Origin of the sequence: Ruegeria lacuscaerulensis (genome assembly GCF_013034745.1) — a bacterium.
Lineage (GTDB): Bacteria > Pseudomonadota > Alphaproteobacteria > Rhodobacterales > Rhodobacteraceae > Ruegeria > Ruegeria lacuscaerulensis_B.
In genome coordinates this window covers 120,283-139,503 of the sequence record NZ_WQGP01000008.1, presented here as the reverse complement: position 1 = coordinate 139,503, position 19,221 = coordinate 120,283, and the positions used below count along the sequence as shown (strand labels likewise).

21 protein-coding genes and 1 pseudogene are annotated in these 19,221 nt (G+C 57.9%); 12 read left to right on the top strand and 10 right to left on the bottom strand.

Annotation, left to right across the window (positions count from 1 at the left end):
* The first annotated feature begins 216 nt into the window (after window positions 1-216).
* From GOV79_RS16780 to ureG, 9 genes are all read left to right on the top strand, one after another.
* Window positions 217-1,071 carry an urease accessory protein UreD gene (locus tag GOV79_RS16780; protein ID WP_331252698.1) on the top strand — a complete coding sequence of 285 codons (855 nt, stop codon included), beginning with the start codon at window positions 217-219 and terminating at the stop codon, window positions 1,069-1,071.
* Window position 1,072: 1 nt separating this feature from the next.
* Window positions 1,073-1,375 carry an urease subunit gamma gene (locus GOV79_RS16775; protein WP_170790661.1) on the top strand — a complete coding sequence of 101 codons (303 nt, stop codon included), beginning with the start codon at window positions 1,073-1,075 and terminating at the stop codon, window positions 1,373-1,375.
* Window positions 1,376-1,390: 15 nt separating this feature from the next.
* Entirely contained in the window at window positions 1,391-1,552 is a 162-nt protein-coding gene (locus GOV79_RS16770) for a hypothetical protein (protein ID WP_170773783.1), read from the top strand.
* On the top strand, window positions 1,549-1,854 hold the full coding sequence (locus tag GOV79_RS16765; RefSeq protein ID WP_170790659.1) for an urease subunit beta: 306 nt from the start codon (window positions 1,549-1,551) through the stop codon (window positions 1,852-1,854). The genes GOV79_RS16770 and GOV79_RS16765 overlap by 4 nt, the downstream gene beginning before the upstream one ends.
* On the top strand, window positions 1,854-3,614 hold the full coding sequence (gene ureC, locus GOV79_RS16760; RefSeq protein ID WP_170790651.1) for an urease subunit alpha: 1,761 nt from the start codon (window positions 1,854-1,856) through the stop codon (window positions 3,612-3,614). The genes GOV79_RS16765 and ureC overlap by 1 nt, the downstream gene beginning before the upstream one ends.
* A gap of 121 nt (window positions 3,615-3,735) precedes the next feature.
* A complete protein-coding gene (locus GOV79_RS16755) occupies window positions 3,736-3,960 on the top strand; it encodes a DUF1127 domain-containing protein (RefSeq protein ID WP_170790649.1) in 225 nt (74 codons plus the stop codon).
* A gap of 28 nt (window positions 3,961-3,988) precedes the next feature.
* Window positions 3,989-4,441 carry an urease accessory protein UreE gene (locus GOV79_RS16750; protein WP_170790646.1) on the top strand — a complete coding sequence of 151 codons (453 nt, stop codon included), beginning with the start codon at window positions 3,989-3,991 and terminating at the stop codon, window positions 4,439-4,441.
* Window positions 4,407-5,075, top strand: a complete 669-nt coding sequence (locus tag GOV79_RS16745; RefSeq protein ID WP_237218048.1) for an urease accessory protein UreF — start codon at window positions 4,407-4,409, stop codon at window positions 5,073-5,075. The genes GOV79_RS16750 and GOV79_RS16745 overlap by 35 nt, the downstream gene beginning before the upstream one ends.
* A complete protein-coding gene (gene ureG, locus GOV79_RS16740; RefSeq protein WP_170786970.1) occupies window positions 5,072-5,719 on the top strand; it encodes an urease accessory protein UreG in 648 nt (215 codons plus the stop codon). The genes GOV79_RS16745 and ureG overlap by 4 nt, the downstream gene beginning before the upstream one ends.
* Before the next feature lie 127 nt (window positions 5,720-5,846).
* Here the strand turns inward: ureG and GOV79_RS16735 are convergent, their stop codons facing one another.
* The 4 genes from GOV79_RS16735 to GOV79_RS16720 all read right to left on the bottom strand — a co-directional run bounded on the left by GOV79_RS16735 (window position 5,847) and on the right by GOV79_RS16720 (window position 11,797).
* Window positions 5,847-7,349: an ABC transporter permease gene (locus tag GOV79_RS16735; protein ID WP_170790644.1), complete on the bottom strand. Its 1,503-nt coding sequence runs from the start codon at window positions 7,347-7,349 to the stop codon at window positions 5,847-5,849.
* A 9-nt stretch (window positions 7,350-7,358) separates the two neighbouring features.
* Window positions 7,359-8,408, bottom strand: coding sequence for a quaternary amine ABC transporter ATP-binding protein (locus GOV79_RS16730; protein ID WP_170790642.1), 1,050 nt, complete (start codon window positions 8,406-8,408; stop codon window positions 7,359-7,361).
* A 71-nt stretch (window positions 8,409-8,479) separates the two neighbouring features.
* On the bottom strand, window positions 8,480-9,367 hold the full coding sequence (locus GOV79_RS16725) for an ABC transporter substrate-binding protein (RefSeq protein ID WP_237218047.1): 888 nt from the start codon (window positions 9,365-9,367) through the stop codon (window positions 8,480-8,482).
* A gap of 102 nt (window positions 9,368-9,469) precedes the next feature.
* The gene (locus GOV79_RS16720; RefSeq protein WP_170790637.1) at window positions 9,470-11,797 is read right to left on the bottom strand and encodes a DUF1989 domain-containing protein; all 2,328 of its coding nucleotides are present in this window, start codon (window positions 11,795-11,797) and stop codon (window positions 9,470-9,472) included.
* A 113-nt stretch (window positions 11,798-11,910) separates the two neighbouring features.
* Here GOV79_RS16720 and GOV79_RS16715 point away from each other — a divergent pair, with 113 nt between their 5' ends.
* A complete protein-coding gene (locus GOV79_RS16715; protein ID WP_170790635.1) occupies window positions 11,911-12,921 on the top strand; it encodes a LacI family DNA-binding transcriptional regulator in 1,011 nt (336 codons plus the stop codon).
* Between the two features lie 335 nt (window positions 12,922-13,256).
* Here the strand turns inward: GOV79_RS16715 and GOV79_RS16710 are convergent, their stop codons facing one another.
* Both GOV79_RS16710 and GOV79_RS16705 read right to left on the bottom strand, forming a co-directional pair.
* Entirely contained in the window at window positions 13,257-13,997 is a 741-nt protein-coding gene (locus GOV79_RS16710; protein ID WP_170790633.1) for an SDR family oxidoreductase, read from the bottom strand.
* A 28-nt stretch (window positions 13,998-14,025) separates the two neighbouring features.
* Window positions 14,026-15,021, bottom strand: a complete 996-nt coding sequence (locus GOV79_RS16705) for a quinone oxidoreductase family protein (protein ID WP_170790631.1) — start codon at window positions 15,019-15,021, stop codon at window positions 14,026-14,028.
* Window positions 15,022-15,144: 123 nt separating this feature from the next.
* Between GOV79_RS16705 and GOV79_RS22525 the strand changes: the two are divergent.
* Both GOV79_RS22525 and GOV79_RS16700 read left to right on the top strand, forming a co-directional pair.
* Window positions 15,145-15,285, top strand: a pseudogene (locus GOV79_RS22525) (helix-turn-helix domain-containing protein); the annotation flags it as partial.
* On the top strand, window positions 15,274-15,948 hold the full coding sequence (locus GOV79_RS16700; protein WP_331252717.1) for a substrate binding domain-containing protein: 675 nt from the start codon (window positions 15,274-15,276) through the stop codon (window positions 15,946-15,948). The pseudogene GOV79_RS22525 and the gene GOV79_RS16700, both read left to right, overlap by 12 nt.
* Window positions 15,949-15,950: 2 nt before the next feature.
* Here GOV79_RS16700 and GOV79_RS16695 read toward each other — a convergent pair whose 3' ends face one another.
* The 4 genes from GOV79_RS16695 to GOV79_RS16680 all read right to left on the bottom strand — a co-directional run bounded on the left by GOV79_RS16695 (window position 15,951) and on the right by GOV79_RS16680 (window position 19,180).
* Window positions 15,951-16,646, bottom strand: a complete 696-nt coding sequence (locus tag GOV79_RS16695) for an SDR family oxidoreductase (RefSeq protein WP_170773755.1) — start codon at window positions 16,644-16,646, stop codon at window positions 15,951-15,953.
* A 9-nt stretch (window positions 16,647-16,655) separates the two neighbouring features.
* The gene (locus tag GOV79_RS16690; protein WP_170790626.1) at window positions 16,656-17,165 is read right to left on the bottom strand and encodes a nuclear transport factor 2 family protein; all 510 of its coding nucleotides are present in this window, start codon (window positions 17,163-17,165) and stop codon (window positions 16,656-16,658) included.
* 60 nt (window positions 17,166-17,225) lie between these two features.
* Window positions 17,226-18,179, bottom strand: coding sequence for an alpha/beta hydrolase (locus GOV79_RS16685; protein WP_170790624.1), 954 nt, complete (start codon window positions 18,177-18,179; stop codon window positions 17,226-17,228).
* 113 nt (window positions 18,180-18,292) lie between these two features.
* Window positions 18,293-19,180: an AraC family transcriptional regulator gene (locus tag GOV79_RS16680; RefSeq protein WP_170790622.1), complete on the bottom strand. Its 888-nt coding sequence runs from the start codon at window positions 19,178-19,180 to the stop codon at window positions 18,293-18,295.
* Between the last annotated feature and the right edge of the window lie 41 nt (window positions 19,181-19,221).

The window sequence follows — 19,221 nt, the reverse complement described above, 5'->3', positions numbered from 1 at the left end:
GTCCCCGTGGCGGGCACCCATACCGTTTCTGCATCGCAGAGAATTTGGCAAATAGTTGACAGATCATTTCCGACAATCCGCCTCATTTGTTTAATTTTCAGGCAGTCGTTAACCAATTCGCTCAAAAATTAATCCAATCCGCCGGATATTGGCCCAATTCCGACAAGGCAGAATAGAGTTCCGACGTCCAAACGGCGAAACAAGCGGCAGAACAAAGTGATCCGCAGGTGCGCCATTACACATCATGCCTCGATATTGCCCACGCAAGCCGCGACCCCGCCGCGCGCGCAAGGTGCGATTCGGCTGAGTGCCAAACGATTGGGCACATCCTCGGTTCTGGACGGGTTCCGGCAGTCGGGCTCGTTCAAGTGCCTGTTTCCGCGCACCGATGGCGACGCGTTGAACGCGGTGCTGCTGAACACCGCTGGCGGGATCACCGGCGGCGACAATTTCCGTTTTACCGGCCATGCGGGCGACGACACCACCCTGACGCTAACAACTCAGACCTGCGAGCGCGCGTATAAAGCCAAACCTGGTCCCTCGGGCCAGATCGTGAACCACCTAAGCGTCGCTCCGGGTGCGCGGCTGAACTGGCTGCCGCAGGAAACCATCCTGTTTGACGGCAGCGCGCTGGAGCGTCGGTTGCAGATCGACCTTGCCCCGGAAGCCACCGCACTGATGGTAGAACCGCTGGTCTTTGGCCGCATGGCGATGGGCGAGACCCTGACCGATATCCGCCTGCGCGACCGGGTCGAGATCCTGCGCGATGGCACACCGCTGTTTCTGGACGCGATGCAATACGACGGTGATCTGCACGCGCATCTGGCCAAACCGCATATCGCAGGCGGCGCGGGGGCGATGGCGCTGGTTGCCTTTGTCTCTCCCACAGCCGAGGGCCAACTCGACCCCATCCGCGATATGCTATCCGAAACCGCCGGAGCCTCGCTGATCCAAGACGATCTGCTGGTAATCCGGGTGCTGGCCGAGAACAGCTTTACCCTCCGCCGCACGCTGATGCCGGTTCTGCGGCGATTGAACAATGACACGCTTCCCAGATGCTGGATGATCTGACATGAACCTGACCCCCCGTGAAAAAGACAAACTGCTGGTCGCCATGGCCGCCGAGGTCGCCCGAAAGCGGCTGACCCGTGGCGTAAAGCTGAACCACCCCGAGGCGATCGCGCTGATCACCGACGCCGTGGTCGAGGGCGCGCGTGATGGCCGATCGGTGGCTGACATGATGCAAGCGGGGGCCGAAGTGATCACCCGCGCGCAATGCATGGAAGGCGTGCCTGAGATGATCCACGAAGTTCAGGTCGAAGCCACCTTCCCTGATGGCACCAAACTGGTGACCGTCCACAACCCTATTCGCTAACAAAGGAACACAAATATGACCCGTATGCTCTTCCCAGCCCTGATCCTTGCTGGCCCTGCCGCTGCCCATACCGACACGCATATTCATGCGCACGGTACGGACTATGCCACTTTGGGCGTCGGTTTGGCGGTTGTCGCGCTGGCAGCTTTGGTCGTGATGACAAAGCTGAACAAATGATCCCCGGAGAGCTGTTCCCAGCCGAAGGTGAGATCACCCTGAACGCGAATGCCGAGGCAATCACCCTCATGGTCGCCAATACCGGCGACCGCCCGGTTCAGGTCGGCTCGCACTATCATTTCGCCGAAACCAACCCGGCGCTGGATTTCGACCGCACTGCCGCACATGGCATGCGTCTGGACATCGCGCCGGGCACCGCCGTTCGGTTCGAACCCGGTCAGGCGCGCGAAGTCTCGCTGATCCCCATCGGGGGGGCGCGCAAGGTGTACGGGTTCAATCAAAAGGTCATGGGGTCGCTCTGATGCCAGCAACAATCAAACGCTCTGACTATGCTGCCATGTTCGGCCCCACCACCGGCGACAAGCTGCGGCTGGCAGATACCGATCTGGTGATCGAAGTTGAACGCGACCTGACCGCCGAACGCGCCGGCGCGGCCGCGACTGGCGGAACGGGCGACAATGCGCTGCTCTACGGCGAAGAGGTCAAGTTCGGTGGCGGCAAGGTGATCCGTGATGGGATGGGGCAGTCTCAGGCCACGCGGGCCGAGGGGGCCGTGGACACGGTCATCACCAATGCGCTGATCGTGGATCACTCGGGCATCTACAAGGCGGATGTGGGTCTGAAAGACGGACGCATCGCCAAGATCGGCAAGGCCGGCAATCCCGACACGCAGCCCGGTGTTGACATCATCATCGGCCCCGGCACCGAGGCCATTGCGGGCGAAGGGCGTATCCTGACCGCCGGCGGGTTCGACAGCCATATCCATTTCATATGCCCGCAACAGATCGAAGATGCGCTGCATTCCGGCCTGACCACCATGCTGGGCGGCGGCACTGGCCCGGCCCATGGGACGTTGGCCACCACCTGCACCCCCGGCCCTTGGCATATCGGGCGGATGCTGCAGGCCGCCGACGCCTTTCCGATGAACCTCGCCTTTGCAGGCAAAGGCAACGCCTCGCTGCCCGCCGCGCTGGAAGAACAAGTCAACGCAGGTGCCTGCGCCCTGAAACTGCATGAGGATTGGGGGACGACCCCTGCCGCCATCGATTGCTGTCTCTCGGTGGCCGATGCGATGGACGTGCAGGTGATGATCCACACCGACACGCTGAACGAATCCGGCTTTGTCGAGAACACCGTGGGCGCCATGAAGGGCCGCACGATCCATGCCTTCCACACCGAGGGCGCAGGCGGCGGTCATGCCCCCGACATCATCAAGATCTGTGGCGAGAACCACGTTCTGCCCTCGTCCACCAACCCGACGCGCCCGTTCACCGTGAACACGGTCGAAGAGCATCTGGACATGCTGATGGTGTGCCACCACCTCGACAAATCCATCCCCGAGGACGTGGCCTTTGCCGAAAGCCGCATCCGGCGTGAAACCATCGCAGCCGAGGACATTCTGCACGACATGGGCGCGTTCAGCATCATCGCATCCGACAGTCAGGCCATGGGCCGCGTGGGTGAGGTTCTGATCCGCACGTGGCAGACCGCCGACAAGATGAAGAAACAACGCGGTCGCCTGCCCGAGGAAACCGGCGAAAACGACAATATTCGCGTGCGCCGTTATATCGCCAAATACACGATCAACCCGGCGATTGCCCACGGTCTAAGCCATCAGATCGGCAGCATCGAAGAAGGCAAACGCGCCGATCTGGTGCTGTGGAACCCAGCTTTCTTTGGGGTCAAACCCGAGATGGTTCTGCTGGGTGGCACCATTGCCTGCGCGCAGATGGGCGACCCTAATGCTTCGATCCCCACACCGCAGCCGGTCTATAGCCGGCCTATGTTTGGGGCCTATGGGCGCTCGGTCGAGCATTCGGCGATCACTTTCGTCTCGGGCGCGGCGCAGGCTGCGGGGATTGGTGATACACTGGGACTGGCAAAGCAAACCGTTGCCGTCGAAAACACCCGCAATATCGGCAAGCGCGACCTGCTGCTGAACAACGCCACGCCGCAGGTTGAGGTTGATCCCGAAACCTACGAAGTCCGCGCCGATGGCGAATTGCTGACCTGCCAACCGGCCGAGGTTCTGCCGATGGCCCAGCGGTACTTTATGTTTTGACCAAAAATTGTGCTGCGTTGCTGCATTTGCAACGCGGCCATGACCAAAAACCCACTACTCAATGAGGCTGACATGACACATTTTCAAGCTCATGGGAGGACCAACGGAAACGAGGGTCCAAATGGCACATTCAGCAACGCACACTCCGGCACGGGTTTCACTGTCCGGCCTGATCGCATCCACCACATCGCGAATCTACTTGGCATTGATCCGCGTGGCCGAAGCTCAGACACGCGTACGGCAAGTCGAATTCCTGCAATCGCTCAGCGACGAAGAACTTCGCAAACGTGGACTTACACGGGATCGGATCGTTCACCGAGTATTCGCGGACTCGATCTGGCTCTGAAAATCTCCGCTGCAGAGGGGGCAAGCATATGACCGCCCTACTCTGCACCGCGCGCCAATATTCGAACCACTCACATGGTGAACCGGCCGATCATCTGTCGCTGACCTATGAAGACCGCTTTCTGCGCCGCAAGGTTCTGACCTGCGACAGCGGCGAGCAAATTCTGATCGACCTAGCCCAGACCACCTCGCTGGATCATGGCGGCGCGCTTGTCCTTGATGACGGGCGCGAGGTGGTCATTCAGGCCGCCCCCGAAGCATTGCTGGAAGTCACCGCACCTGACCTGACCCGCATCGCCTGGCATATCGGCAACCGTCATACGCCCTGCCAGGTCGAAACCCAGCGTCTGCTGATACAGATCGATCACGTCATTCGCGATATGTTGCTGAAGCTTGGCGCCACGGTGCGAGAGGTGCGCGAACCTTTCACCCCCGAAGGTGGGGCCTATGGCCACGGCAGGACCCATGGCCACGCCCACTGACACCGACATACTGACGCTGGCGCAATGGCTCTCACCTGCCTACCCCGTAGGCGGATTTGCCTATTCGCATGGGCTGGAATGGGAAATCGAGAGCGGCAGCGTTTCCTCGGTCGCCGAAACAGGCGCGTGGATTGCCGATGTCGTCGAGTTCGGCACGGGGCGCAACGATTGTATCTTGCTGTCGGCGGCATATGCCGCTCCGGCAGTTGCTCTGGCCGAAATCGATCAAACCGCACGCGCCTTCTGTCCCTCATCCGAGCGTCTGCGGGAAACACGTCTTCTGGGTGAGGCGTTCAGCGGGCTTACAGCCGATGTCTGGTCGCTTGACCTGCCACCCCTGACCTATCCTGTCGCGCTGGGCCATGCCGCCGGACTGTGGGGGCTGCCCTTGGCGCTGACCGCGCAGATGTACCTTCAGGCATTCATGTCGAACCTGGTCGCCTGCGCGACACGCCTTGTGCCGTTGGGCCAGACAGAAAGCCAGCGGTTGATCCGGGATTTGACCCCGTTGTGCCAACGCGTCGCAACGGGTTCTCTTGCAGCTAAAATGGACGACCTTGGCGCGACCGCCTTCTTGTCCGACATCGCGTCGATGAAACACGAAACCCAATATTCAAGGATGTTCCGAACATGACCAGTATGAACGGCCCCCTACGCGTGGGCATCGGAGGCCCCGTGGGTGCAGGCAAAACCACCCTGACCGCCGCTCTGGCAGAGGCACTGCGCGACAAGCTTTCGGTGGGCGTGATCACCAACGACATCTACACCCGCGAAGATGCCGAAGCGCTTATGCGCATGCAGATCCTGCCGCAGGACCGGATCATCGGTGTCGAGACCGGAGGTTGCCCCCACACGGCGATCCGCGAGGATGCTTCGATCAACCTTGCCGCCGTGGCCGAAATGCAGGACCGCCATCCGGAGGTCGATTTGGTGCTGATCGAAAGCGGTGGCGACAATCTGTCAGCCACATTCAGCCCGGAACTTGCGGATGTGACGCTTTACGTGATCGACGTTGCCGCTGGCGAGGAAATCCCGCGCAAAGGTGGCCCCGCGATCACCAAATCCGACATTCTGATTATCAACAAAACCGACCTGGCACCGCATGTCGGCGCATCGTTGGACGTCATGAACCGCGACGCGACACGGATGCGCAGCGGCAGACCTTTCGTATTTGCGTCACTTCGACATCGCAAAGGGGTGGATGATATCGTGTCTCTTCTTGCTCGGATCGGAGGCCTGCCAACACTCATGGCGGCAACCGAGCCGGAAACGGTCTGAGGTTAGCACCCGCAAACTTGGCTTGGCGCTAAGCAGGATGAGCGTGTCTGGTTTGGCGCACATTTGACCATTTACTTGCGTTAAACAGCTTCTGCTCTAGACCGACTTCCCTTCGCAAAGGCGGCGGCTATCGTTTTCCGGCGACAATCCTGTCAAGGATCAGAGCGCAGAACAAGATCGCTAGACCGGCAAGAATGCCTTGTCCCGCTGCCGCGTATTGCAGAGCTTCAAGCACATCTTCACCAAGCCCTTTGGCACCGATCAGTGAGGCCACGACCACCATCGCCAGAGACAGAAGAATAGTCTGGTTCACGCCTGCCATAATGGTCTTCGCCGCAAGCGGAAGATCGACACGCCACAGCAAATAGCGCGGTGTCGCACCAAACGCCAATGCGGCTTCGCGTACGGTTTCAGGCACTTGTTGAAGCCCGAGTACAGTAAAACGGATGACCGGTGGGCTGCCAAAGATCATGGTCGCGACGACACCCGCGGGTTTGCCCGATCCGATAAATGCAACAACCGGGATCAGGTAAACAAAGCTTGGCATGGACTGCATGAAATCGAGGATCGGACGAACAATTGCAAATGCCTTGGGACGACGGGCGCAATAGATCCCAAGTGGGATGCCAAGCGTGATCGAGATCAACGCCGCAGCCCCTAACAATGCAATGGTTGTCATTGCTTTTTCCCAGAAATCGAGCAAACCCAAATATGCGAGCGCAGCCCCGGTGAAGATGGCAACGCGAGCACCAGCAGTGAGATAGGCCAGCAACACGATGACAAGCCCGACTACGGGCCACGGGGTTTGCACAAGAATAACCTCTATGCAGTCAAGAAGGGTTCTCATGCCGAATGTCAGACTGTCAAAAAAACCGCGTCCAGTGGTTTTGGTCCAATCAAATACAGCCTGAACGCCATCGCCGACGGTCAATCTCCAGGTGCGATCCGTGGGAAAGGACTTCAGCACAGCAAACGCATCAGGCTGGGCAAACTTAATTACTGACAGGCTGACAACGCTGCCAAAAAGAAACACCGCGACTAGCAGACGCTGGGGTGACCACCCACTGGCCGCGCTTCGGTCCGAGCGCCACCGCGCGAACTGGCCCTCAAGCGTCCAGTTGGCAAGTGCGGCTTGGATAAATTTGAACGCCACCAACAACAGCAGCCCAACAATAATGAATCCAAGTCCAGTCGCATCCGCCTGAACCGCCGCGTCCTGAGCTTGTGCCAGAGCTGCTTCCAGTGACTCTGCAGCCCGTTTCAAGGAATCCAGAGATGATGCCCCTGTTTGCTCAGCGACTGCGATCTGTTCACGACGAAGGTCTAGCGTCTCTCCGATTTTTTCCGCGCGCTGCCGGGCTTCGCGGCCAAGATCCCCAAAAAGACCTTTGCCAATCTGAATATAGGCAAAGGTTTCCAGCACCATAAAGCTCAGAAACCACGACCAAAGACCGCGCGCGCCAAACCAGAGCGGCCCAAGGATTGCAGCGGCCAGATTCAGCGTGAAGCGATAGCCAGGGGCTTCCATCATATAGGCAAATGTATTGCGGTAGTAATCCGCGCCGTTGCCAACAAATTCTTCGACCAGACGGCCCAGTCTTTCGGCGGTTTCGGGTTTAATATCCGACATAGCCAGTCCTCACGCCTGATTTTGTTGAATTGCGCGGATAAGGCCGGTGCGATTGATCACTCCGACTGTCTTGCCATCATCGACGACGGCAACAATCCCATGTCCTTCGACGCACAGGTTCATGAGTTCGTCCAGATCCATCTCAGGATGCGCTTGATGAGGGTCATCGGGTATGGGACCGTTCTGGGCCTCGTGTTCATCAACAGGTGTCATGACGGAATGTGCAAAGATCATGTGAAGCTTTGATATTCCGGCGACGAAGTCCGCGACATAGTCATCTGCGGGGTTAAGGATGATCTCTTCCGGGGTGCCCACCTGCACGATGCGCCCATCCTTCATGATTGCAATTCGGTGACCAATGCGAATTGCCTCGTCTAGGTCATGGGTGATGAACATCGTTGTCTTGTTCAACTCGCGGCTCAGCGCCATGAACTGATCCTGCAACTGTTTGCGGATCAATGGATCAAGCGCAGAAAAAGGCTCGTCCATCAGCAGGATTTCCGGATCCGACGCAATGGCGCGGGCCAACCCGACGCGCTGCTGCATCCCGCCCGACAGTTCATGCGCATATTTGTCTTCCCAACCGGTCAGCTCCACCAGGTTAAGGACACGCTCGGCCTCTTCCCAGCGCCGCGCCTTACCTGTACCGCGAATTTCAAGCGGCATCGCCACATTGTCTCGCACGGTCCGATGCGGCATCAGGCCAAAATTCTGAAATACCATGGCGACGCGACGATTGCGCAAGTCCCGCAATCCTTCGGGTCCCAAACCCATGACATCTTCGCCATCAAGCAGGATCTCACCTGCAGTCGGCTCCAAAAGCCGATTGACGTGACGTACCAAGGTCGATTTGCCCGATCCAGACAGCCCCATGACGCAGAAAAGCTCTCCGCGTTCGATCTCAAAGCTGGCATCGGCGACACCTACAACGCAGTTAAATCGTTCAAGAACCTCAGGTTTTCCCAACCCTTCCGCGTGAATGGCCGCAAGTGCTTCTTTTGAACGATCCCCAAAAACTTTCCACACGCCTCGCGCGTCGATGGCTATATCTTTGGCCATGGCTCCACCCAGAAAATGATAGTGCGTGCCGACGGCGCTGCCCGCCGTCGGCGATTTCGATCAAGCCCGGTTTAGTTTAGGCCCAGCCATCCATCCACGGTGTCCCCATTCTCGGCAATCCATGCGGCGACTACTTCGGAAATGTCGCCACCCTGAACAACGACCTTGTAGGTGAGCTCCGACAGCGCATCCGAATCCATGTCGATATTTGCCAATAGCGACGCGGCTGCAGGGTTCCGTTCGTTCAACGAGTTCGAGTAGGCAACCTTGACGGTTTTAACAACGTCGCCGCTGGTGATCTTCGATTTGGCATACCAATCCGCGTCATCACCGGGCTGAATAATCGTGTATTCATCAGGGTTGTGGGGCGGTTCTTCGATCATCGTCATATCGTAAAGCGCATGAACATAGTGCGGTTTATAGCAATAAAAGACGACACCCTCTTCGTTCGACACTGCATCCTTCAAGCGTGCGTAGAAGACGGTTTCGTCTTCAGTGCTCGGCTCAAGAAATGTCTCGACGCCGTAGTCGCGCACTTTGACCCGGTGCACGTTGGTCGACGCCCATCCCGAAGCACCGATCCAGATCTCACCCTTACCGTCACCATTGGCGTCATAGAGTTGCTGAGCGTCCGGGGTCGCCAGATCAAAGATGGATTTGATGTTGTGCTTTTCGGCCATGTAAGTCGGGGTGCAGAAGCCGGCTTTACCTTCGTATGAACCAGACGAAAGAGACACCGTGCCCTTTTCATCCACATACTCATCCGTGAAGGACGACTGGTTTGGCAGCCAGACATCCGGGTGCACGTCAATGTCACCACGCCCGCCGTCCATCGCGGCGAAAATGACGGCATTCGCACCGGGGGCATAGCCCACTTCGCCGCCTAGACGACCTTCGATAATCTGGCCAATCACGTTGGCCATGATCTTTGCTCCGGGCCAGCTCGGCTCACCAATCATTACCTTTTCTTGGGCAAATGTACTGGTTGCGCTGAGGCTTAGCACAATGGCTGTTGAAATTTTAGTTAACGTTTTCATCCTGTTGGTTCTCCTTTTTTTGATTTATGCTCTGGCGCGCGTGCGTTGCGGATCCACAAACGGGATATCCACAACCACCCCACCAAGGCGTTTTAAGCGACCGTCCAATTGTCCAATTTCCAAGCGGGTGCCAGTCTCGGAAAATTCGATCGATAGCCGTACCATCGCAATGGCGCATTCAAACGTGGGCGAATACGTGGCAGAGGTTACCTCGCCGATTTGCCGTTCTCCGGCAAAGATCGGAGCGCCATTCGCGGGAACATCGCTGCCGCCCAGCGTCATGCCTTTTAAAACCCGACGTGGGTTTTCGGCATTTCGCGTCAATGCACCCTTGCCGACGAATTCGGGTTTGTTCAGATCAATCGCAAAGCCCAGCCCCGCTTCAAACGCATCCACACCTGGGGTGAATTCGGCACCAGCCGCAGCTAGCCCCGCTTCGATCCGAATGGTCTCAAGCGCGGCCGACCCCATTGGCGTGATGTTAAACTCTTGCCCGGCTTCCATAAGAGCATCCCAGAGCAAAAGCGCATCGGCCTGAGAACAGAACACCTCATATCCGAGTTCGCCGGTATACCCCGACCGTGACAGCATAAACGGCGCCCCGTCGCGGGAGTGCAGCCGGGCGATTGTGACACCAAACCACTTTAGTTGTTCCAGAGACGGGACATGCGGCTGCGTAAACACAATCTTGCGCAACAGGTCCCGCGAACGCGGCCCTTGCAGCGCCAGATTGGGAAGAGACCCTCGCATCGCATGAATGCGCACATGAAGGTTGTTTTCCAAGGCCAAAGCTTCAAGTACGCGGGCACTCTCTTCAGTGCCGCAACACCAGCGGAACAGGTGATCGCTTAGCCGGAACAGCGTGCCGTCATCAATCACAGCCCCCGTCTGATCGCACATCAAAGTATACGATCCGCGCCAAACCGACAGCTTTGCAACGTTGCGTGTCGTGGCCAATTGCAAAAGCTTCTCGGCATCTGGCCCGATGATGTCAAATTTCCTCAGACCGCTCAAATCCTGAAGGGTCACGGCTTCACGACACGCCCAATATTCTCCGATCGAACCGATTGAAGGAAAGCTGACAGGTGCCCAAAGATCCCGCGCAGGTGCGAAGTCCTGCGTCAAAGGCTCCAACCGCTTGAAGAATGCAGACTCCTGACTGAGCGACATTGGGGCATCTTCCTTTTCACGATAAGCAACAGCGCGGCGAATTGGGGTGTTCGGCTTGTAAATCCGGACGTGTACGTCTGTTGGATTCCAGCCGTTTATTGGGTCTATGTCGTCCGGGCAGGCGGTTGACACACAGGTGAGCCGCTCCATCGCTCGCATCGCCACATAATCACCAGGTCGCGAATAGCTCTCCGCAGTCCGGAGATCATGGGTGTGGGGATCAACCCAGGTATTCCAAAAGAAATTGATCGCAGGCCAGGCTGAACGCCGCCGTACTCCGAATGGGTCCAACGCCGCCGAAATATTGTCCGAGCAGTTTACGTGGCCTGGAAAACCGCGCTCTTCGTACCCCCGTGCGGTGCAGGCCAGTCCAAAGGTATCATGACGCCCACAAGTGTCCTGAAGTACATTCAAAAGCGGGTTCATGTCCTGATCAAAAAATTTGTCCAATGATCCGGGCCCCGGATAGCTGCGCCGAACCAGAGATCGCGTGGCCGTATTGTCAATCAACAGCTCTTCGCCCCTGTCCAGCCCGTCGGTGCGCAGCGCAAGAAAATCCGAACATTGCTGCCCTTCGATATCAATGATCTGAACAACTTCGCCGGGGGCCAATTCATAGGCCACGCCAGTACCCCGTGCGACGGTGAACTCGTCTCGCACATCTCCCAATTCAGGCGGCAAGATTGGCGTATTGCGTTTGGCGGGCTGAAAGGATGCCGTGACCCAGCTGTTGAGAGCGCCAGATACCAGTTGTTCGTTATTGCCCAAGCGCACCACCCAGACAGTGACGCGCGCTTTCACGCTGAAAACCACCTGATCTTCCGACGCCGGAACATTGGTGACAGGAATGTCACAAGATGCATTCCCACCCATTGCAGTCACCCAACCCAACAAAGCCCGACAATCAGCAGCATTCATGTCCAGCTTGCCTGTGGCATTTACCCCGAGGGCCGCGAGAGCATCTTTGCCTTTTGAGTCGAATGCACCGATCTGCAGATCGGACGTCAGCCAGCGGCCCGATAGTGAAAGCAGGTCCCCGGGCTGCATGTCAAACCGTTTAGCTTCTCGTGCCGCGAGCCGATGGGTTGTCCCGCTTTGCGCCTTCGGAAAGCCAAAGAAGGATCGCTCGGGAGAAGTCCACCCGATGTTGCTGAAGTCGTGAATGACCGAATGGGACGTCATGGAAACCTGCAGCCGCAGCTAAATGTAACTAGTTACATAAGTTGATGAAACTAGTTACATGTGTCAAGTTTATTTCTATAGCGCTTGCTGAACAGCCTCGATTAAGAAAGTAAATGACTGAAAAAGAGACAAAGAAACGAGCCAACCTCAGGGACGTAGCCAGAGCCGCCGGTGTTTCCGTCGCCACGGTTTCGCGTGTATTAAACACACCTGAGGCTGTATCCAAGAACACGCGCGACCGCGTCCAGCAGGCAATCGAATCCCTTCACTTTGTCCCCAGCGCAGCTGCCAGGGCCATAAACTCGGGGCGAACTCGGGTGGTGGGTGCTTTGGTGCCGACACTGGACAATGCGATCTTCGCCAGATTCCTCTCTGCACTCGAATATGAACTCGGCGAGTTCGGGTTATCCTTGGTGGTTGCAACAACCGCAGGAGACCCGGGAATCGAAGCCGAGAAGGCACAACGTCTGATCGACATTGGTGCAGAAGCGCTAATCGTTTCCGGAATTACCCATAGCCCTGATTTCGACAACCTGATTTCTCGCACGCGGCTGCCAACCATAGCCACATCTTACTACGACGACGGATATTCACTGCCTACCATCGGCTATGACAATGCGCGCGCTTCCCGCATGGCACTGCAATACCTCATCGACGCGGGGCACCGCCAAATTGCCGTTATTCACGGCCCAGCGGACAACAACGACAGAACGCGGGCGCGCCTTTCAGGCCTGCTTGTCGATGTGCCGGGTTTAGAGACTTTCAAATTTGAAACCAAAATCACTTTGGAAGGCGGCGCAACAGCCATCCAAAACGCCCTGAGCGCTGGAACTCACTTCACCGCCGTAATGTGCACGTCGGACGTTCTCGCGCAGGGCGTACTTTTTGAGCTACATCGGCAAGGCATGGTGGTTCCATCAAACGTCTCTTTGGTTAGCATCGATGACCTGCCCGTATCTGGTCAATCGGTACCAGGCATTACAACGGTTCACTTGCCGGTGGTTGAAATGGGAAAGAAGACCGCAAACGCGGTCATCCGATGGATTGAGGACGGCATCCGCCCTGACTCACAGTTGATTGATGTTACTCTTAAATTGCGACAGTCGGTGGCTGAAATAACATGACAGTTAGCAGGTAGCCCCCCTGAACTCGGATGACCGCTTGTCGCGCCAAATCAGCCCTTTTCTTATGCAGTTCAAATGCCTGGTTAGTCCGCCCACCGGACGTTCGATGGGCTACAATACGCAGCTAGACAGTGAGCGGCGACTCAGGAGCCCAATTTGCCTAACACTGCAGACCGATTGAATGTCAGCAATGCAGGTTGCGCCTGCGCTCGCGTTCGGCCCGACTTGGACGCTGCCTCCAAACCCATAATCTGCTTTGATGAAGCCAGAACCGCCACCCTAAACAAGTCCGTTTTGGGCAAACTGCCTATTTGCCTTTGGACTTGTGGCAGACGTCAATCACGCACAAGGTGACCGCCATCCACATCCAAGACCGAGCCCGTTAGAAACCCGTTTGTCATCGCCATGACAACGGCTTGTGCGATGTCCTCGGCCTCTCCAACCCGTCCTGCGGGCAGGCTGCTGCCAACCTGCGCATACATGGCTTCACGTGTCTCTTCAGTCATTGCGGCATAGGCTTCGGTTGCAACCATGCCAGGGCTGATGCAATTCACCCGCGCCCGACCAGCCAACTCTAGCGCCAGCCCTTTGGCCAGCGTTTCGACCGCCGCGTTTACTGCGCCCAGGCCAGTAGCTCCGGCGGATGGGCGACGACTGAGCACGCCGGAAAAGAACGTGATGGAGCCGCCTTTGACCAACACCGGCAACACTTCACGTGCAGTCATATAGGGGCCGATGAACTTGGCCTCGAACATAGCGCGCAGATCGTCGATGGGCAGGTCGGTGAACGCCCCACGCGCAGCACTTGAAGCAGAGATCACCAAGTGGTCAACCGATCCCAGCCCTCTGGCCCAGGAGGACACTCCTGCTTCATCAGTCGTATCCACTGGAGCGATCCGTACCCCGCTCCCAATTTCGCCCGCGGCAGCCTGAAGCTTGGCAGTATTGCGACTGGCGATTGTAACTTTTGCCCCGAGGGCGGTAGCCATTTTTGCTGTTGCTTTCCCCATGCCGCTGCTGCCACCAACGATGACAATGTGTTTGCCACTCAGGGCGGTCTCGAAAACAGTGTTCATTGCTGTGATTCCTCTTTTACTGGATGGGTCAGTCGAAGCTCAGCACCAGCTTGCCGGTTGTTTCACCGGCTTCTAGGCGGCGGTGCGCCTCGGCAGCTTGACTAATGGGCAGGGAGGTGACTTGAGGGCGCAGAACGCCCCTCTCAAGCAAATCAAACACTGTGGCCATATCCGCGCCAAACTGATCAGGTCGATTGATGAAATAGGTGTATATGTCGCTGACACGGACCGAGACGGACTTTTGGAAGTGCTTCGCCAAGTCTTCGGCAAAACTGCCTGTGGACGGACCGGCAAGAAACCCGAATAGAACGGTTGTGCCCAGAGGTGCCAGTACATCGAGGTCTGATTTCAGGGTATCGCCCGAGATCGGGTTCAGCGTCAGATCCACACCGCGCCCCTCGGTAAGGTCCATCACCCGCGCGGTGACATCCTCGGTGCGATAGTCGATGACGTGATCGGCGCCCTGATCTTTGGCATATCCAACCTTGGCAGTGCTGGTCGAGGCGATTACCGTCATGCCCAGATGCTTGGCAACATGCAGGGCCATGGTGCCGACACCCCCGGCTGCCGCGTGAACCAGTACCGATTTGCCAGCCGCCGCGCTGCCCAGATTGACCAGCATGTGATAGGCGGTCATCCCGTTGACGGGGATTGCAGCGGCTGTTTCGAAGTCCACGGTATCGGCCAGCCGAGTGACGTAGGGCGCAGCGATTAGCGAATGGGTACCGTATCCACCGGCCCCGATCGGTCCCATCCAAGCCACACGGTCCCCAACAAAAAAGCCTTCGGCACCCTCACCCAGCGCCTCGACCACACCGGCACCTTCGACCCCTGGTACATGAGGCAGATCGGGCATCATCCCCTCGGGCATCTCACCGCGTCGGATGATCGTGTCGATAAAGTTGACCGCCCCGGCTGAGTTGCGGAGCAGGATTTCCCCGGCATCGGGGGTCGGGGTCGCCTTGTTGGTCTTAAATAAGACGTCCGGTTTGCCGGTTTGGGTGATTTCCATGGCGAAAGGCATCAGCTATCTCCTTCTGTTGCGCAGAAGGTAGAGGTCACATCAAGCAATGATAATGATTGATATCAGGAGTTATAATCTCAAAAATAGAATAATGATCTACAACGACCTTGCCTTTTTACTGTCGTCGCAAACCATCTCAGCTTTTCCAAAGCTGCGGAGCGTCTGGGGATCCCGCTCAGCCGTGTCAGCCGAAGGATTGCCGAGTTGGAGGACCATCTTGGCACCAAACTGTTTGAGCGAACGACGCGGCAGGTGCGCCTAACGGAAGAAGGCCGCCGCCTTCTGGATCGATGTCAGGACCCGATCGAGGCTCTGCAAGGTATCGTAGGTTTTACCGACGACACGAGACGCCAGAGCATCCGCATCACGGTACCTCCGCTGGCAGCACGCACGACGATTGGCCCTCGGCTGTTGGATTTTGCGGAACAGAATCCAGATGTGGCGCTTGAGATGACCACCACCAACATCATGCTGGACTTCTTTCGCGACAATATTGATGTGGCTTTTAGGGTAGGCCCACTCACCGACTCCAGCCTTGTCGCGAAACGGCTCTGGTCGGTTCCCTACTGCTTTTGTGCCGGACAAGGGTTTATTGGAGAGCGTGGGCTGAGAGGGTTGATTTCCAGACCGGACTTTCTTGCTTTGCCCGCGCTGACAGCTGGTCAACCCTGGGTGCTAGAGAGCGGGGAAACACTGCACCCGAAGCAAACCGCACACAACTTAACCGACCTTGATGTCATTGCGCAGGCCGCCCGTCGAAACCTGGGTGTCGCGATGCTGCCTTCGGATATGGTAAACAGCGATCTAAAACGGCTTGAGGTTATAGACACCGTCCCTCTGACGCGGGACATGTTCGCAGTCTATCCCAGCCGCCGTCTGTTGCCCGCACGGATCAGGAAGCTAATTGATTTCATGACACCCGGCTGAACCTACCAATCAATTGCAACACCATCGCGAAAGAACCCTCCGGTCGGGCCGCCTTTCGGCAAAGTCGCTGCCCAGACGACTCCTTTGGCCCCTTCGGAAATCGGACGACCCCCGCCGCCCATATCCGTGGCAACCCAACCGGGGCACACGGCGTTGACGAGAATGCCTTGAGGTTTCAACTCAGCGGCGGTCTTGAGGGTCAACGCGTTCAACGCCGCTTTGGACACGCCATAGCCGGGTGTGCCGGCACTCATGCTGGTCAGCGACCCCGCGCCAGAGGACACATTGACGATCCGGGCATCCGTACCTCGTTGCAACAGTGGCACCGCCGCGATCGTCGTCTCCCATGGACCGAAAAGGTTCGTATCGAATGCTTGGCGGACCCTGTCCAGATCGGCGTGGTGAACCTGTTGGTCGGTGTCATAATCCACGCCCGCGTTGTTCACCAGAACATCAAGGCGACCATAGACCGATTCAATCGTCAAAAAGAAAGCGGCAGCAACAGAGTCCGGATTAGAGACATCCAGTTGCAAAGCTTCCGCCCCATATCCGATTTCATCCGCAGCGGCCTGCCCTTTTGCCAAGTCGCGCACACCGATCAAAACTTTCATCCCATGGTCTCGGGCCAATTGCCGGGAGACCTCTTTGCCAATACCACGATTGGCTCCGGTCACGAGTGCGACGCGCTGACTGGTCATGGTCCTTCCTCAATTTGCCTCGGCCGCGCGCTGACCGGCAAGAGCCACAAGCCCACGGTCACCGGATTCCCAGATTGCCGTCATGGTCATCGATGTGACAACCCAGCGATCATCTGATTTCTCAAGCTCATAGTCATAGCGGCCACCCAGCACCCACAAGCCGTCATCAAGACGATGGGTTGCTGTGAAATCCGCCTGTGCCGTCGCAGATGTATCGGACAGAGAGGTGACGGTGTGATTGGTCACCATATGGTGCGTCGCGTCGAAACCGGGCAGAAAGGCGGACCATCCAGCCACGAGCTCGTCGGCGGGTTGTGTGACCGGGTCTCCGCCCCAGAGGCTGGTGTAGTCCGTTGTGACGGTATCGGAGAACGCGCCGCGCACGCGGGTCCAGTCGTGGCGGTCAGCACCTGCCGCGATGTCGGTGATTGCGGTCGAGATATCGGCCTGTTGTTCAGCAAATGCCGCGGTTCCGATCATGGAAACGGCCGCAAGGGTCGATGTGAGTTTTCTACGCATGAGGATGCTCCGAATAGATGAGGGTGGACGCCGAAAGATTGCTCGGCGTCCAAACAGGGATTAGTTGCTCGAACCGGCGCGGAAGTGGTCAGCGACGGTATCCGCCGCGTTAGTGACATTCTCGGGGTCGTCGTAGAAGTCGAACTGCGTGACATCCTCCAGCCATTGCGCGGTCGCCTCGCCTGCAAAGCCGGCAAGGAAGGTCTGCACGCCCTGTGGGATCGCCGCGCTTTCCGAATGAACAATGGCCAGTGGCTTATCCAAACGCTGCGGATTGTCGGCGGGGTGATAGGTCAGCCAACCTTCCCAGCCCGCATTGTTCCATTTGTCATCGTATTCGGGGATCGCGCCACGGTCAGCCTCATAGTAATATCCGCCGATCGGCATCAGTACGCCCTCGGCACCCTCGGGGCCTGCGGCAGGAATGATCTGACCGCCAGCCGCCTCGGCAGCGCGGGACACCTCGATCAGCCCGGCGACACCTTCTGCACCGCCATAAACCGCCTCGACGATCTCGGCGTTCTGCAACCAAGGTGCAACCAGACCCACTCGCTGAACCAACGGGTTGCCCGATACAGCATCGACCATGTACCCGGCCGAGGCACAAATCCCCAGACCGTTGATGTGGTCGGCATCTACTTCGGGAAAGGTCGCGACGAATGCAATCGCGGCTTGGATGTCCGATGTCTTGGCCTCGGGGCTTTCAACAAAGCGCACGTTGTTCGGCAGATCACCCGATTTGCCCCAACCGCGGAAATCGAAGGTGAAGGCCGCAAAACCGCGTTCGGCCATCTCGCGGGCATAGTTGGCGGGCATCTGTTCCTGAACCGAGGTCCAGGCCCCGGTCACGACGACGGTCGGCAGCGGCTCGGCTCCGCGCTCTTCCGGCAAATACAATGTGCCGGACAGGGTGGCGCCTTCGTTCTCAAAGGTGACGGTGCGGGTTTCCACCTGCGCAACGGCGGCTGTCGACGCCATCAACGCGGCAGCAGTGTTCATAGCAAGGGTGTTCATAGCGGTATCTCCCAAAATCTGTCTGGATGGGCATACGCCCGATGACACCTGAGATACGACGCCGGCGGCAGGGATACTTGCACCGGACTGCCGCGTTTTTGAAAGATTCTGCTTCAGAGAGCCCGCGCTGCACGGAACGCGCGCGGGGTCTGGCCCACCACCTGTTTGAAACTGCGCGTGAAATGCGCTTGATCCGAGAACCCGCAGGCCAAAGCGATGTCGCCCAGAGGGCGCGCGGGGTCTTCGATCATCTTCATCGCCTGCTCGACCCGGTAGGCCATGACATATTGCATGGGGGTCGAGCCCAGCGTTTCCTTGAACACCCGCGCGAAATGCGAGGGGCTCATGCCCGCCTCAGACGCCAATTGATCGACGGTGATCGTCTGGTCCAAACGGTCCTGCACATAGGCCAGCACCCGTTGGTAGTGCTGAGAGGTAAAGCGCGAGGACAGCTCAACCTCTTCGGCGCGGCGTTTGCCGTATTTCTGCAGCAGTTTGACCAGAAAAACCCGGCTCATGGCTTCGAACATCACCGCCGAGGACATATCGTCGGTCGCAAGCGCGTCGCGCAGGATGACGCCCGCAGCACATAGGTCAGGATCAGAAAACTGCGGCTGGTCGTGAAACTGCTCCGGGGCCAGCAGCATACCAAGTTCAGACTGCGCAAATCGCTGAACCTTGTCCGGATGCAAAGTAATCACGATCACGTCGGACTGCCCGTACCACCGCCAACCCGACCGCATGCCTGCCGGGGTCACGATGACCTCATCTTTGCAAAAGGTGAAATCCCGCAGCGTGCCGTCCCGCCAGTTTTGCACGCGATGCCCCTTTACCTGCAGGTTCAGAAGGACGTGGTGTTCCGAAAACACCTCTTCCGGCATCTGATCGGGTTCGGCGCGAAAATACCGCACTGACATCAAACCTGCCGCCGAAGGGCGCTGCATCGCATCGCTGTTCAGCAACGGTTCTGACGGGTAGATATCAGCGTATCTTAGGGGCAAAGAGCGGCTCCGGCTGGCACTATTCGATATGTGGGGTCTGC